Raw genomic sequence first — 15,308 nt, 5'->3', positions numbered from 1 at the left:
CATGAGCTTCCTCGAATACGCACCCGCCCCTGAGTCGACGTCGGTCCTGAACCTGCGCGACCAGTACGGCCTCTTCATCGACGGCGAGTTCGTCGACGGCCGCGGCACGCCGTTCCAGACCATCTCGCCCGCCACCGAGGCGCGCATCGCGACGATCGCGAACGCGAACGAGGCCGACGTCGACCTCGCCGTCGCCGCCGCCCGTCGCGCCTACGACCGCACCTGGTCGCGCATGAGCGGCCGCGACCGCGGCAAGTACCTGTTCCGCATCGCACGACTCGTGCAGGAGCGCGCCCGCGAGCTCGCCGTCGCCGAGTCGCTCGACAACGGCAAGCCGATCAAGGAGTCGCGCGACGTCGACGTGCCCCTCGTGGCCGCCTGGTTCTTCTACTACGCGGGATGGGCCGACAAGCTCGACCACGCGGGCCTCGGCGCGAACCCCCGCTCGCTCGGCGTCGCGGCCCAGGTCATCCCGTGGAACTTCCCGCTGCTCATGCTCGCGTGGAAGATCGCACCCGCCCTCGCGGCCGGCAACACGGTCGTGCTGAAGCCGGCCGAGACCACGCCGCTCACGGCGCTCATCTTCGCCGAGATCCTCCAGCAGGCCGACCTGCCCGCGGGTGTCGTGAACATCATCACGGGCGCCGGCGACACGGGTGCCGCGCTCGTCGCCCACGAGGGCGTCGACAAGGTCGCCTTCACGGGTTCGACCGGCGTCGGCCGGGCCATCGCACGTCAGGTCGCGGGCACCGACAAGAAGGTCACGCTCGAGCTCGGCGGCAAGGCCGCGAACATCGTGTTCGACGACGCCCCCATCGATCAGGCGATCGAGGGCATCGTGAACGGCATCTTCTTCAACCAGGGGCACGTGTGCTGCGCCGGTTCGCGGCTGCTCGTGCAGGAGAACATCCACGACGAGGTCGTCGACCGGCTGAAGAACCGCCTGTCGACGCTGCGCCTCGGCGACCCGCTCGACAAGAACACCGACATCGGCGCCATCAACTCGCGCGAGCAGCTCGACCGCATCCGCGAACTCTCCGACATCGGCGAGGCCGAGGGCGCAGAGCGTTGGACCGCGCCGTGCGAGATCCCCGAGAACGGCTTCTGGTTCGCACCCACGATCTTCACGGGCGTGCAGACCTCGAGCCGCATCGCGCGCGACGAGATCTTCGGCCCGGTGCTCTCGGTGCTCACGTTCCGCACACCCGCCGAGGCGATCGCCAAGGCGAACAACACGCCCTACGGCCTCTCGGCCGGCATCTGGAGCGACAAGGGCAGCCGCATCCTCGCGGTCGCCGACCAGCTGCGCGCCGGCGTGATCTGGGCGAACACCTTCAACCGGTTCGACCCGGCGTCGCCGTTCGGCGGCTACAAGGAGTCCGGCTACGGACGCGAGGGCGGCCGGCACGGCCTCGCTGCGTACCTCGCGCCGGCCCCCGTCGGCGGCCAGGCCGCGATCACGCGCTCGTCGCGCGCCGCGGTCGAGGCGGCCGGCTCCGATGCCGCAGCCGCCGCCGAGCCGAAGCCGCGCCGCACGCGCGCGCCACGAACGCCCAAGGCCACCACGAAGGGATCGAAGCGATGAGCCGCCTCGCCGTGCCGAAGACCTACAAGCTCTACATCGGCGGCGCGTTCCCGCGCAGCGAGTCGGGGCGCACCTATGAGGTGCGTTCGGCCACCGGCGCGTTCCTCGCGAACGCCGCGAAGGGCTCCCGCAAGGACGCCCGCGACGCGGTCGTCGCCGCGCGATCCGCGGTGGGCGGCTGGGCCGGCGCGACGGCCTACAACCGCGGGCAGGTGCTCTACCGCATCGCCGAGCTGCTCGAAGGCCGTCGTGCCCAGTTCGTCGCCGAGATCGAGGAGGCCGAGGGCGTGACGCGCGCCGCGGCATCCGCCCAGGTCGACGAGGCGATCGACCGCTGGGTCTGGTACGCCGGCTGGGCCGATAAGTTCGCCCAGGTCGCGGGCAATGCGAACCCCGTCGCGGGCCCCTACTTCAACATCTCGGTACCCGAGCCCACCGGTGTCGTCGCGATCGTCGCGCCGCAGGACTCGTCGCTGCTCGGGTTCGTCTCCGCGGTCGCTCCGGCGCTCGTCGCGGGCAACTCGGTCGTGGTCATCGCGAGCGAGCGGTTCCCGCTCTCGGCGATCAGCCTCGCCGAGGTGCTCGCCACGAGCGATGTGCCCAAGGGCGTCGTCAACGTGCTCACGGGCTCGCCCGCCGAGATCGCCCCGTGGCTCGCGAGTCACGCCGACGTCAACGCGCTCGACCTCGTCGGCGCGGGCGACCTCGACTGGATCGACCTCGAGTTCGCCGCGGCCGACACGCTGAAGCGCGTGCTGCGCCCCGAGCAGGGTCCCGATGCCGCGGCGCCGGCGCTCGGCCGCATCGCGGCGTTCACCGAGACGAAGACGGTCTGGCACACGAAGAGCATGAAGTAGCGATTCCCGTGTCCGGTCGCAACGGGGCTTCCGACGAACGGGGCCGGCTCGAGTCGGACCCGTTCGACTACCGGCTCACGGGCCGCGGCGGCGTGATCGTGTATCGCGGCGGCCGGCCCGTGATGACGGTGGGCGGCGGTGACGCCGCACGCCTGATCGACGCACTGCAACGTGCAGACGATTCACGGGTGCAGCACCTGTTGGCGAGGGCGAGCGGCAACTATCGTCGGGGCAACGAGCGCGGCTGACCGTCGCTCGTCTCGACGCGAGGGGGCGACGTGCGAATCCTCGTGACGGGTGCGACCGGGTACATCGGCGGCCGGCTCGTGCCGCGCCTGCTCGCCGCCGGACACCAGGTGCGCGTGCTCGTGCGGCGGCCCGAGCGTCTGCGCGACGTGCCGTGGGCGGCTTCGGCCGAGGTCGTCGCGGGCGACCTCGCCGATGCGCATGCGGTCGACGCGGCGATGGAGGGCGTCGAGGCCGTCTACTACCTGGTGCACTCGATGGGCGCGAAGGGCGACTTCGAGGCGACCGAGCTCGAGATCGCGCGCACCGTGGGCGATGCCGCGTTCCGCCACGGCGTGCGTCGCATCGTGTACCTCGGGGGGCTGCACCCGGAGGGCCGGCCGCTGTCGCGGCACCTCAGGTCGCGGGCGGCCGTCGGCGAGGTGCTGCTCGGTTCGGGCGTGCCGACGATCGTGCTGCAGGCGGGCGTCGTGATCGGCTCGGGATCGACCTCGTTCGAGATGATCCGCCATCTCACCGAGGTGCTGCCGTACATGCCGGCGCCGCGATGGGTGCGCAGCTTCATCCAGCCGATCGCGGTGCGCGACGTGCTGCACTACCTCATCGCAGCGATCGACGTTCCGTCCGACGTGAACCGGGCGTTCGACATCGGCGGACCCGACATCCACCGCTACGGCCAGCTCATGAACGGCTACGCAGTCGAGGCCGGCCTGCCGCAGCGGCCGATCGCCGCGCTGCCCGTGCTGACGCCCTGGCTCGCGGGCCAGTGGGTGAACCTCGTCACGCCGATCCCGCGCCGACTCGCGGTGCCCATCATCGAGTCGTTGCAGTTCGACTGCGTGATGCACGACCACGACATCGACGCCGTGATCCCGCCGCCGGCCGAGGGGCTGCTGCCGTACCGCACCGCCGTGCGGCTCGCGCTCGATCGCGAGCGCGCCGGAGAGGTCGAGACGAGCTGGCGCAACGCCGAGGTCGCGGGTGCGCCGAGCGATCCGCTGCCGAGCGACCCCGAGTGGTCGGGGCACACGGTCTACGTCGACGAGCGCGAGCGGATGTCGCGGGCGACGCCCGGTGCCTTGTGGCGCGTCATCGAGGGCGTCGGCGGCGAGAACGGCTGGTACTCGTTCCCGCTCGCGTGGGCGCTGCGCGGGTGGATCGACAAGCTCACGGGAGGGGTCGGCCTGCGTCGGGGGCGCCTCGACCCCGACACGCTGCACGTCGGCGATGCGGTCGACTTCTGGCGGGTCGAGGCCATCGAGCGGGGCGCCTTCCTGCGCCTCCGAGCCGAGATGCGGGTTCCGGGTCGGGCCTGGCTCGAGTTGTCGGCGTCGGAGGCGCCCGGGGGCTCGCGCTACCGGCAACGCGCCGTGTTCTTCCCCAAGGGTCTGGCGGGGCGGTTGTACTGGTGGGGCATCCTCCCGTTCCACGGCGTCATCTTCTCGGGCATGGCGAACCGCATCACGGCCGAGGCCGAGGCCGAGGAACGCGCGTGATGCGGCATCCGCGGTGCATCGAAATCGCGGTGAAGAAAAGGTAACGAAACGGTAACGCTCTTTGCTAGAGTGACGGGCACCGCCGCGCAACGCCGCGCGAACGGTGGAAAGGCCCGAACCCGTGACTCGCACCATCCGTGCGATCGCCCCGACGATCGCGCTGCTCCCGGACGCCCCGAACGCCCCGGACGCACCCCGGCAGGACACCCGTCAGAACCCCACGACGAGCACGCCGCCGAGCGCCCAGCGGCGCAGGCGCCCGAGCGCACGCATCCTGCACCGGCTCGCCCATCCGCCCCGCCGGTCGGTGCGCGTGCTCCTCGGCGCGGTGGGCGTCGCGAGCGTCTCGGTGATGCTGATCGTCACCGGCATCCCGACGAGCGCGACGGCCCGTGACGTGTTCGGTGCGCTCCGAGCCCCAGGGGAGCCCGCCTTCATCGTCGGGCACCGCGGCGACCGGGCCTCGGCTCCCGAGAACACCATGACGTCGCTCGAGCTCGCCATGGACCGGCTCGCCTACGTCGAGACCGACGTGCAGCTCAGCCGCGACGGCGTGCCCATGCTCTTCCACGACACCGACCTCGAGCGCATCACGGGCGATCACCGCTCGGTCGGCGACCTCGACGAGGCGGCCCTCCGCAAGCTCGACGTGGGCGCCTGGTACGGAGACGAGTTCGCGGGCGAGCGGATGCCGACGCTCGACGAGTTCCTCTCCGCCCTCGCCGAGCGGCCCGACGCCCGAGCGCTCGTCGAACTGAAGGCCGACTGGACGGCCGACGAGGCGCGCACGGTCGTGGATCGCATCGAACGCCACGGACTCCGCGGGCGCGTGGTGCTGCAGAGCTTCAGCCTCGAGACGCTCTTCGCCCTGCAGCGGGTGGCGCCGTCGACACCGCGCATCATGCTGATCCGCGAACTGCCCGCCGATCCGGTGCCGCTCGCGCAGCGGCTCGGCCTCGTCGGCTTCGGCACGACCGCGAAATCGGTGGTCGCGCAGCCGCAGGCGCTCGAGGCGCTGCACGCGGCCGAGATCGCGGTGCTCTGCTACACGCTGAACTCGCACGAGAAGTGGGAGGAGGTCGGCGCGCTCGGCGTCGACGGCATCATCACCGACGAGCCGAGCGAGCTCGACGAGTGGCTGGCGGTGACGGCGCCGGGGACCTAGCGGCAGCCGGTCAGGCGAGCGCGGCGGCGATCGCCGCGATGTCGGCGGGCCCGGTGCGGCAGCATCCGCCGATGAGGCCGGCGCCCGCGTCGCGCCAGGCGCGAACGAGCTCGGCGTCGAAGCCGGGCGTGCCGTGCCACGTGCGCCCGACCGCATCCCACGTCTCGCCGCTGTTCGGGTAGGCGACGACCGGCTTCTCGGTCACCGAGCGGGCGATCTCGACGGCGCCGAGCACCTGCTCGGGCGGGCAGCAGTTGACCCCCACGGCGATCACCTGGGCGGATGCCGCGGCGAGCCCGAACGCGTCGGCGAGCGGCTCGCCGGTGCGCAGGCGCTCGCCGTCGGGCGTGACGGCGATCCAGGCGCAGATTCCGACGCCCTCGAGCTCGAGCACGAGCGCCTCGACCTCGCGGAGCGACGGGATCGTCTCGACGGCGACGAGGTCGGCGCCCGAGTCGGCGAGCAGGCGGAGCCGGTCGTGGTGCCAGGCGCGCAGTTCGGCGACGCTCAGGCCGTCGTCGCCGCGGTACTCGGAGCCGTCGGCGAGCGAGGCGCCGTAGGGCCCGACCGAGGCGGCCACCCAGCCGCGACCGGCCTCATCACGGGCACGGGCGGCGAGCTCGACGCTTCGGGCGAGCATGCGCCCGGCCTCGCGGGCGTCGCGCCCGGCCGACGCGAATCCCGTCGCGGAGACCTGGTACGACGCCGTGACGGCGACGTCGGCGCCGGCGGCGAAGTAGTCGCGGTGCGCGGCGAGGATCGCATCGGGCTGCTCGATCAGCGTCTGCGCGCTCCAGAGCGGCGCCGCGACATCCGCCCCTCGATCGGTGAGCAGCGTGCCGAGACCGCCGTCGACGACCAGCGGGCGGCTCGCGAGCGCGCTCAGCAGTGCATCGGCGGGGGAGTCGCGGCCGTCACCCACGGTTGTTCGACAGCTCGAAGATGCGGATCAGCTCGGCGACCGCGGCCTCGCGCTGGTCGCCGCCGGCCTCGTACATCTCGGTCACGTGCGTGCGCAGGTGGTTCTCGACGAGGAGCTTGTTGAGCGAGCCGAGTGACTTCTGCACCGCGAGCGAGAGCGTGATGATGTCGACGCAGTAGTCCTCGTTCTCGATCATCTTCTCGATGCCGCGCAGCTGGCCCTCGATGATCTTCGTGCGGTGCAGGGCGCGCTTCTTGATGTCCTCGATCACCCCTCCATCGTAATCCCGCATCGAAGGTACCCCCGGGGGTACCTCTCCCGATCCGCCAGGAGGCGCTAGCGTTGGCGCATGGCGACCAGACTCCTGCGCGGTGCGGCGGCCGCGCTGTTCGCGCTGCTCGTCGCGGTCGCACCCGCCGTGGCGGCAACGGCCGCACCCGCGCCGGCCGCGGCATCCGGAACCTCGCCGGTGACCGTCGTGCCCGCGGGCGTCGACGACTTCACCTTCGCGTCCTTCGACGCGGTCTACGTGCTCGGCCGCGACGAGGGCGGCCGTTCCGTGCTCGACACGACCGAGACGCTCGTCGCGCTCTTTCCCGAGTACGACCAGAACCGCGGCATCCGGCGGGCGATCCCGCTCGACTACAACGGCCACCCGGTCGACATCCAGGTGCAGTCGGTGACGGACGCCGCGGGCCAGCCGCGTGCGTTCAGCACCGAGACCGACGACGACGACGAGTTCCTGCTCGTGACGATCGCCGGCGATGCGTACGTGCACGGCGAGCAGACCTACGTCATCACGTACCGGCAGCACAACGTGACCCTGCAGCCCGACGACGCCCAGCTCGACGAGTTCTACTGGGACGTCAACGGCACGGGCTGGGCGCAGCCCTTCGGGGTCGTGCGCGCCGAACTGCGGGTCGACGAGGCGCTCGGCGCCGCGTTCACCGGGCAGGCCGCGTGCTACCGCGGCGGATCGGGCTCGGGAACGCCGTGCGAGACGCTGCAGCTCGGGGAGACCTCCGAGCAGCCGCTGCTCGTCGCGCAGGCGAACGCGATCGGCCCCTACGAGAACCTGACGATCGCCGCCGCGTTCGAGCCGGGCACGTTCGTGCCGCGCGACGAGGCGTTCACGTCGTCGCCAGCGGCGGTGACCTCCGCAGTGTTCGCCGTCATCGCGTTCGCGATGTTCGTGCTCGCGCTCGTCCTGCGGCTGACGAGCTGGCGCAGCGCGCCGCGCGGCACGATCATCGCGCAGTACGAGCCGCCCGAGGGGGTCAGCGCGCTCATGGCCGCCGACCTCGTCGACCAGTCGTCGCGCGGGGTCACCGCGACGATCCTCGAACGCGCCGTCGCCCGCGAGGTGCGCATCCTCGACCGGGGCGGCAAGAAGTACTCGGTGCAGTTCATGGGCGGACCGCTCGGCGACCTCGACGCCCAGTCCGTCGTGCGGGCGCTCTTCAGCGACTACCCGACCGTCGGCCAGGAGCGCGCGCTGGACTCGAAGTCGACGGCGCTCGGCCAGCGCCTGCTCGCGATCCGCAAGGCCGTCGCCGCGCGCGCCGCGACCTCGGGGCTGCGACGACGACCGGCGATCGGCGGCCGCATCGCCATCGCGGCCGTCGCGATCATCTCGGCGGTGATCGCCTTCATCGGCGCCGTCATCGCGCTCGAGACGGTCATGGGCGGCGGATGGCCCTTCCTCGCACTGTTCGTCGGCGGCCTCTCGGCCATGGCCGCGATCGTCACCGTCGCCGGGGTGCGGCCGCTCACCGCCGAGGGACGACGCCTGCGCGATCACCTCGAGGGCCTGCGCCTGTTCATCCGGCTCGCCGAGGCCGATCGCATCCGCATGCTGCAGAGCCCGAGCGGGGCGCTCCGCGACCCGGTGCGCGAGGGCGTCCAGCCGGGTCAGGCGTCGCCGTACGGTGGGGCGGATGCCGCGGCATCCGTCACCCCGACCGCGGCCGACCCCGCCGAGGTGCTGCGCCTGACCGAACGGCTGCTGCCGTACGCGGCGCTGTTCGGCCTCGAGAAGCAGTGGCTGCGCGAACTCGCCGACCTCTACGAGGTGAACGGACAGGAGCCGGGCTGGTACGCCGGCACCTCTGCGTTCGATGCGGCCCGATTCTCGGTCGCCGTGGCCGCGTTCACGTCGGTGTCGACCACGTCGTGGTCGGGTTCGTCGTCGAGTTCGTCGTCGTCGGGCTCCGGCGGCGGCGGGTCGTCGGGCGGCGGCGGCGGCGGTGGCGGCGGCGGCGGGGTCTGATCTCATGGGGGACTGGTTCTGGGCGGCCCTGGCCGGACTCGGCGCGGGCGCCGCGCTGCTCGTCGGCGCGGTGATCGCGTGGACGGTCAAGGTGCCGACCACGATCGTCGCCTCCGTCATGGCGTTCGGCTCGGGCGTGCTCATCTCCGCCCTCGCGTTCGACCTCGTGCTCGAGGCGCAGGACGAGGGCGGGTTCTGGCCGACCGTCGGCGGCTTCGCGGTCGGCGCGATCGTCTACGTGCTCGCGAACAACCTGCTCGACCGGCTCGACCAGCGCAATCGGCGCGGCACGGGCGAGAACTCCGGAACGGGCATCGGCATCGCGCTTGGCGCCCTGCTCGACGGCATCCCCGAATCGGCGGTGCTCGGGCTCAGCATGGTCGGCGGCCAGGGCGTCAGCGTGCCCGTGCTCGTGGCCATCGTCATCTCCAACGTGCCCGAGGGGCTCTCGAGCACCGCCGCGCTCAAGGACGAAGGGCGATCGGCCCGCTACGTGTTCCTCCTCTGGACCGGCATCGCGCTCGCGAGCGGGCTCGCCTCCCTGCTCGGCTTCGTGCTGCTCGACGGCGCGAACGGCGGCACGACGGCGTTCATCACGGCGCTCGCCGCAGGGGCGATCCTCGCCATGATCTGCGACACGATGATCCCCGAGGCGTTCCGCACGACGCACGCGTACACGGGCCTGCTCGCGACCTCGGGGTTCCTGCTCAGCTACGCCGTGCACGTCGCCGGCTGAGCACGACTCGAGCGCTTCTGCGCGTGTTTTCGCGGCATCCGGCCCTCTGCGGCTAGAATGGAACCTGCGCCCAGGCGAACCCGTTCTTCGTTCGACCATGCGAGCCCCGCCCGCATGCTGCTCGAACAGTGTTCGATTCGAACAACGTTCATCTCGAACAGCGTTCAACCTCCAGCAGTGTTCCTCCTCGAGCAGTCTTCGCTCGAGCAGGGGTTCGCCCGTTCCGCACCCGGCCGCATCCGTCGATGCGCCGAGCGGTGCCGGCCGCCGAGATCGGTGACGGGCAGGCGCCCAGAGACGAGCCCCGATACCCCGGAGGATCATGGCCCAGACGAGGCAGCGTCAGCGAACGCGTTCACGCGACGACGACGCACCCATCATCCCGATCCTCGCGCGCAAGGTGCGCGAGGTCGAGCAGAAGGCCCAGAAGGGCAAGCTCGGGCCGACGAACCGCACCAAGTTCCAGGTCATCGCGCTCCTCATGCGCGAGGAGCGTGCGCGCGTCAAGTCCGACCCCGACGTGCCCGACAGCTCGCGCCCCGAGCTGTTGAAGCGCCTCGACGGCATCGCGCAGATCCTCGCGAAGACCGCGGCGCGCGACACGAGCCTCATCACCCTGCTCGAACCGGATGCCTCGATCTCGACGGTCGCCCAGCGGTTCCGTCGTGACTGGCTGCTCGAGTCGGGCGCAGAGCTCAGCCCCGACGAGCTCATCATCACGCGCGAGGCCGAGGCCAAGCCCGTGCTCGCCGAGAACCAGGTGATCCCCGCCTCGGTGAAGTCGCGACAGCTCGCGAACCCGTTCCTCGCGCCCGACCTCTCGACGCCTCCTCCGCCCCCCGCGCCCGTGCGCCGGCTCGCGAACTGGGAGCTGCTCGGCCCGCTGTTCAAGGCGTTCGAGCAGGGCTCCGGCGGCCAGGCCGCCACCATGGAACTTCCCGAGGCCCCCAAGCTCGACCGGCTCGCGCCGCGCGGCCTCGAGCTCATGAAGCACCAGGCGCGCTTCATCGAAGCCGCCCGCGAGGGCCACCGCACGTTCCTGCTCGCCGACGAGCCCGGACTCGGCAAGACCGCGCAGTCGGTGCTCGCGGCATCCGTCTCCGACGCGTACCCCCTCCTCGCGGTCGTGCCCAACGTCGTCAAGATGAACTGGGCGCGCGAGGTCGAACGCTGGACCCCGCACCGTCGCGCGACCGTCATCCACGGCGACGGCGACACGCTCGACGCCTTCGCCGACGTGGTCGTCGTCAACTACGACGTGCTCGACCGGCACATGGCCTGGCTGTCGACCCTCGGGTTCCGCGGCATGGTCGTCGACGAGGCGCACTTCATCAAGAACCTGCAGTCGCAGCGCTCCAAGAACGTGCTCGCCCTCGCCGAGCGCATCCGTCGCGCGACGCCCGGCGGCGACCCGCTGCTCCTCGCCCTCACTGGCACGCCGCTCATCAACGACGTCGACGACTTCCGCGCGATCTGGCAGTTCCTCGGCTGGATCGAGGGCGACAAGCCGTCGCCGCGCCTGCTCGGCCTGCTCGAGGAGAACGGGCTCACGCCCGCCGAGGCCGGCTTCTACGCCGCCGCACGCCGCACGGTCATCGACCTCGGCATCGTGCGTCGCCGCAAGGTCGACGTCGCGGCCGACCTGCCCGCCAAGCGCATCGCCGACCTGCCCGTCGAACTCGACGACGAGCTCGGCCGTTCGGTGCGCGCCGCCGAGCGCGAACTCGGCAACCGCCTCGTCGGTCGGTTCCGCGCGCTCGTCGAGGCCCGCAACCTGCGCGTCGGCGACCTCGACGACGACCAGCGCGACCAGTACATCCGCGCCGTCGCGAGCGCCGAGCTCGAGGAGTCGAAGTCCGCGAAGTCGGGCGAGAACGTCTTCACGATGGTGCGCCGCATCGGCCAGGCCAAGGCCGGTCTCGCGGCCGACTACGCCGCCCAGCTCGCCCGCTCGGTCGGCAAGGTCGTCTTCTTCGCCAAGCACATCGACGTCATGGACCAGGCCGAGTCCGCGCTCGCCGCGCGCGACCTGCGCACCGTGTCGCTCCGCGGCGACCAGACCGCGCTGCAGCGCCAGGCGGCCATCGACGCGTTCAACAACGACCCGGATGTCGCGGTCGCGGTCTGCTCGCTCACGGCCGCCGGCGTCGGCGTCAACCTCCAGGCCGCGTCGAACGTCGTGCTCGCCGAGCTCAGCTGGACCGCAGCGGAGCAGACGCAGGCGATCGACCGCGTGCACCGCATCGGCCAGGACGAGCCGGTCACCGCGTGGCGCATCATCGCCGCGCACACGATCGACGCGCGCATCGCCGAGCTCATCGACTCCAAGCAGGGCCTCGCCGCCCGCGCGCTCGACGGGCAGGACGTCGAGCCCGGCTCGGCCGACTCGGTGCAGCTCGACGCGCTGCAGCACCTCCTGCGCGCCGCGCTCGACGGGGCGCTGTAGGCGCACGAGGCCGCCCGGGCGACGACACCGGGTCCGCGCACTGCCTTCGACCGGTCCATCCGTCATCCGTCGATCCTCGCCCCTCGCCCGAGCCGAAGGGGCGGGGATCGACGGATCAGCCACCGGCTCGGCCGGGCGATCCGCGGCTCGCGCGAGGCAGTGTGGCGAGAACCTTGCGGATCTTGGCGACCTTGCCTCGCGAAGGCCGTTCAGCCGCGTTCGGAGAGTCGAGGTTCGCTAGACTTCCGAACGTCGTGCCCCGATGAAGCGGCTCCAGCGACGTTTTCCCAATACCAAGGAGTCCCAGGCGTCATGAAGATCGGAATCCTCACCTCGGGCGGCGATTGCCCCGGACTGAACGCGGTGATCCGCGGCTCCGTGTTGAAGGGCGTCATCTCGTACGACACCGAGTTCGTCGGGTTCCGCAACGGCTGGCGCGGCGTCGTCGAAGAAGACCTCGTGCCGATCGTGCGTCACGACGTGCGCGGCCTCGCCAAGCAGGGCGGCACCATCCTGGGCTCCAGCCGCACCAACCCGTTCGAGGGCGAGGGCGGCGGTCCCGAGAAGATCCAGGAGATGCTCGACCGCAACGGCATCGACGCCATCATGGCGATCGGCGGCGAGGGCACCCTCACGGCCGCTCGTCGCCTGTGGGACGAAGGCGGCATCAAGGTCATCGGCGTGCCGAAGACCATCGACAACGACCTCGCGGCCACCGACTACTCGTTCGGCTTCGACACGGCCGTGCAGATCGCGACCGAGGCGATCGACCGCCTGCGCACCACCGCCGACTCGCACGGCCGCTGCATGGTGCTCGAGGTCATGGGCCGCCACGTCGGCTGGATCGCCCTGCACTCCGGCATGGCCGGCGGCGCGCACGCGATCCTCATCCCCGAGCAGCCGCAGACCATCGAGCAGATCACCGAGTGGGTCGAGTCGGTGCGCGACCGCGGCCGTGCGCCGCTCGTCGTCGTCGCCGAGGGCTTCAAGTTCGAGGGCATGGAGGAGGCGCACTCGCACAAGGGCCTCGACGCATTCAACCGCCCCCGCCTCGGCGGCATCGCCGAGCTCATCGCCCCCATGATCGAGGAACGCACGGGCATCGAGTCGCGTGCGACGGTGCTCGGCCACATCCAGCGCGGCGGCGAGCCGACCGCGTTCGACCGCGTGCTCGCGACGCGCCTCGGCATGGCCGCGGTCGACGCGGTCTACGACGGCGCCTGGGGTTCCATGGTCACCCTCCGGGGCACCGACATCGAGACGGTGTCGATCGCCGACGCCGTCGGATCGCTCAACCAGGTGCCCCAGTCGCGCTACGACGAGGCGAAGATCCTCTTCGGCTGAGCCGTCCGGGTCCGGTCGAGGCGAATCGAGGCGAACGGATGCCGCTGCCACAGGTCTGCGTCTGCTACCTGCTGCGCGAGCACGACGGCCGCACCGAGGTGCTGCTGGGCCGCAAGCGCCACGGCCTCGGCGTCGGCAATCTCGTCGGCCCCGGCGGCAAGCTCGAGCCGGGGGAGTCGGCGACGGATGCCGCGGCGCGCGAGGTGCTCGAAGAGACGGGCATCCGCGTCGCGGCGTCCGACCTCGAGCCGCGCGGCCTCCTGACCTACCTGTTCCCGCACCGCGAGGCATGGAGCCAGGAGTCCAGCGTGTTCGTGGCGCGTCGCTGGAGCGGCGAGCCCGCGGCATCCGACGAGCTCGAGCCCGAGTGGTTCGCGCTCGACGCGGTGCCCTACGCGCGCATGTGGGACGACGCCCGGTTCTGGCTGCCCGGGGTGCTCGACGGGGGCACGGTCCGCCGCACGTTCGTCTTCGGTGCCGACCTCGCGAGCGTGGTAGAGGAGCGCAACGGCGTCGCGTAGGATTTACCCGGCGTTCGCCGTCTGTTCAACGTTGTCGGCGTCTGCCACGTTCATCCGGTGATTCTTCGACACCGATCCAAAGTCCGATCCAAGAAAGACGCCGGTGGATCTCACCCTCATCGTCGTGCTGGTCATCGCACTGGCCCTGTTCTTCGACTTCACCAACGGCTTCCACGACACTGCGAACGCGATGGCCACGCCCATCGCGACCGGTGCCCTGCGGCCCAAGGTGGCGGTCGCCCTCGCCGCGATCCTCAACCTCGTCGGCGCGTTCCTCTCGACCGAGGTGGCCAAGACCATCTCGGGCGGCATCATCAAAGAGGGCGACGGGGGCGTGCTGATCACGCCCCAGCTCATCTTCGCGGGCCTCATCGGCGCCGTCGTCTGGAACATGGTGACGTGGCTGCTCGGCCTGCCCTCGTCGTCGAGCCACGCCCTCTTCGGCGGCCTCATCGGCGCCGCGATCGTGGGCGCCGGCCTCGGCGCCGTCGACTTCGCGGTGGTCGTCTCGAAGGTCATCCTGCCCGCGATCCTCGCGCCGCTCACCGCCGGCCTCATCGCCTACCTGGCGACGAAGCTCGCCTACGCGATCACCCGCCGCTACGACGGCAAGCCCGACGGCCGCTCGGGCTTCCGGTTCGCGCAGATCTTCTCGTCGTCGCTCGTCGCGCTCGCGCACGGCACCAACGACGCGCAGAAGACCATGGGCGTCATCACGCTCACGCTCGTCGCCGCGGGCCTGCAGTCCTCGGGCAGCGAGGTGCAGACGTGGGTCATCGTCACGTGTGCGATCGCGATCGCCCTCGGCACCTACATGGGCGGATGGCGCATCATCCGCACCCTCGGCACCGGGCTCACCGACGTCAAGCCCGCGCAGGGCTTCGCCGCTGAGACCGCGACCGCCGCGACGATCCTCGCGTCGAGCCACGTCGGCTTCGCGCTCTCGACCACCCAGGTCGCCTCGGGATCGGTGATCGGCTCCGGCCTCGGCCGCCGGGGCTCCAAGGTGCGCTGGCGCACCGCGGGCCGCATCGGCATCGGCTGGCTGCTGACCCTGCCCGCCGCAGGCGCCGTCGGCGCGATCGCCGCGGCCATCGCGCTGCTCGGCCCGGTCGGCGTCATCCTCGACGCCGTCGTGGGCGCCGGCGTGATCATCGGCATCTTCATGCTCTCCCAGCGCAGCGAGGTCTCGGCCTCGAACGTCACGAGCGAGGTCGCCGACTCCGGTCGCGCGGTGAAGATCAAGCGCAACCCCAAGCCGAAGGGCAAGGTGTCCAAGTGATCGACTGGTTCGCATTCGTGCTCGTGCTCGTGTCGGCGCTCGTCGGCGCATGCGTCGTGGTCTCGGCGTACTCCCTCGGCATCCGACTGCTGACGATCTCGGGGCGCACGCCGGTCGTCACCCCGGCCGAGTTCACCGACGCCATCACCATCGTGACCCCCGCTGAGATCCGCAAAGCCGAGAAGCAGGCCGCCAAGGCCGCTCGCAAGAGCCCGCTCACCGACGGCCAGAAGCGCCTCGCGCTCGTCGGCGCCTATGCGAGCTTCGCCCTGAGCGCCATCGCCGTGCTCGTCGGCGTCTATCTCATCATCGGCGAGCACCTCTTCAAGATCTTCAGCTGACCAGCCCTTCTGCCGGGCCGCTCGCTCCTGCTATAACTCAATTCCCGCCAGTCCAACCGTCGGGCGCACCCGAATGCGCCCGTCCCTCATCGAAGGTT

Annotated in this window: 14 protein-coding genes; 12 read left to right on the top strand and 2 right to left on the bottom strand. The window is 71.4% G+C overall.

Annotation, left to right across the window (positions count from 1 at the left end):
• Position 1: 1 nt before the first annotated feature.
• From GQR16_RS08035 to GQR16_RS08015, 5 genes are all read left to right on the top strand, one after another.
• On the top strand, positions 2 to 1,585 hold the full coding sequence (locus GQR16_RS08035) for an aldehyde dehydrogenase family protein (protein ID WP_246200643.1): 1,584 nt from the start codon (positions 2 to 4) through the stop codon (positions 1,583 to 1,585).
• Positions 1,582 to 2,442: an aldehyde dehydrogenase family protein gene (locus tag GQR16_RS08030; protein ID WP_157414642.1), complete on the top strand. Its 861-nt coding sequence runs from the start codon at positions 1,582 to 1,584 to the stop codon at positions 2,440 to 2,442. Before GQR16_RS08035 ends, GQR16_RS08030 begins: the two co-directional genes overlap by 4 nt.
• Positions 2,443 to 2,450: 8 nt before the next feature.
• Positions 2,451 to 2,690, top strand: a complete 240-nt coding sequence (locus tag GQR16_RS08025) for a hypothetical protein (protein WP_067877909.1) — start codon at positions 2,451 to 2,453, stop codon at positions 2,688 to 2,690.
• Positions 2,691 to 2,720: 30 nt separating this feature from the next.
• Positions 2,721 to 4,184, top strand: a complete 1,464-nt coding sequence (locus tag GQR16_RS08020; RefSeq protein ID WP_157414641.1) for an SDR family oxidoreductase — start codon at positions 2,721 to 2,723, stop codon at positions 4,182 to 4,184.
• Positions 4,185 to 4,305: 121 nt separating this feature from the next.
• Positions 4,306 to 5,349, top strand: coding sequence for a glycerophosphodiester phosphodiesterase (locus GQR16_RS08015; protein ID WP_157414640.1), 1,044 nt, complete (start codon positions 4,306 to 4,308; stop codon positions 5,347 to 5,349).
• A gap of 10 nt (positions 5,350 to 5,359) precedes the next feature.
• Here GQR16_RS08015 and mmuM read toward each other — a convergent pair whose 3' ends face one another.
• The gene (gene mmuM / locus GQR16_RS08010) at positions 5,360 to 6,271 is read right to left on the bottom strand and encodes a homocysteine S-methyltransferase (RefSeq protein ID WP_246200640.1); all 912 of its coding nucleotides are present in this window, start codon (positions 6,269 to 6,271) and stop codon (positions 5,360 to 5,362) included.
• Entirely contained in the window at positions 6,264 to 6,542 is a 279-nt protein-coding gene (locus GQR16_RS08005) for a metal-sensitive transcriptional regulator (RefSeq protein WP_157414639.1), read from the bottom strand. Before GQR16_RS08005 ends, mmuM begins: the two co-directional genes overlap by 8 nt.
• Before the next feature lie 78 nt (positions 6,543 to 6,620).
• Here GQR16_RS08005 and GQR16_RS08000 point away from each other — a divergent pair, with 78 nt between their 5' ends.
• The 7 genes from GQR16_RS08000 to GQR16_RS07970 all read left to right on the top strand — a co-directional run bounded on the left by GQR16_RS08000 (position 6,621) and on the right by GQR16_RS07970 (position 15,210).
• Entirely contained in the window at positions 6,621 to 8,540 is a 1,920-nt protein-coding gene (locus GQR16_RS08000) for a DUF2207 family protein (RefSeq protein ID WP_157414638.1), read from the top strand.
• Positions 8,541 to 8,544: 4 nt separating this feature from the next.
• Complete coding sequence (locus GQR16_RS07995; protein WP_157414637.1) at positions 8,545 to 9,276, top strand: ZIP family metal transporter; 732 nt, start codon at positions 8,545 to 8,547, stop codon at positions 9,274 to 9,276.
• 322 nt (positions 9,277 to 9,598) lie between these two features.
• The gene (locus GQR16_RS07990; protein WP_157414636.1) at positions 9,599 to 11,722 is read left to right on the top strand and encodes a DEAD/DEAH box helicase; all 2,124 of its coding nucleotides are present in this window, start codon (positions 9,599 to 9,601) and stop codon (positions 11,720 to 11,722) included.
• A gap of 312 nt (positions 11,723 to 12,034) precedes the next feature.
• Positions 12,035 to 13,066: a 6-phosphofructokinase gene (locus GQR16_RS07985; protein ID WP_157414635.1), complete on the top strand. Its 1,032-nt coding sequence runs from the start codon at positions 12,035 to 12,037 to the stop codon at positions 13,064 to 13,066.
• A gap of 38 nt (positions 13,067 to 13,104) precedes the next feature.
• Positions 13,105 to 13,587 (top strand): 8-oxo-dGTP diphosphatase, encoded by a 483-nt coding sequence (locus GQR16_RS07980; RefSeq protein WP_157414634.1) that lies wholly within the window; start codon positions 13,105 to 13,107, stop codon positions 13,585 to 13,587.
• Between the two features lie 103 nt (positions 13,588 to 13,690).
• On the top strand, positions 13,691 to 14,869 hold the full coding sequence (locus GQR16_RS07975; protein WP_157414633.1) for an inorganic phosphate transporter: 1,179 nt from the start codon (positions 13,691 to 13,693) through the stop codon (positions 14,867 to 14,869).
• Positions 14,866 to 15,210 (top strand): peptidase, encoded by a 345-nt coding sequence (locus GQR16_RS07970; RefSeq protein ID WP_157414632.1) that lies wholly within the window; start codon positions 14,866 to 14,868, stop codon positions 15,208 to 15,210. The genes GQR16_RS07975 and GQR16_RS07970 overlap by 4 nt, the downstream gene beginning before the upstream one ends.
• The last annotated feature ends 98 nt before the right edge of the window (positions 15,211 to 15,308 follow it).

It is taken from the genome of Agromyces allii (assembly GCF_009749385.1).
GTDB lineage: Bacteria > Actinomycetota > Actinomycetes > Actinomycetales > Microbacteriaceae > Agromyces > Agromyces allii.
The sequence above is the reverse complement of the archived record's forward strand: the minus strand, read 5'-3'. Positions and strand labels throughout refer to the sequence as shown.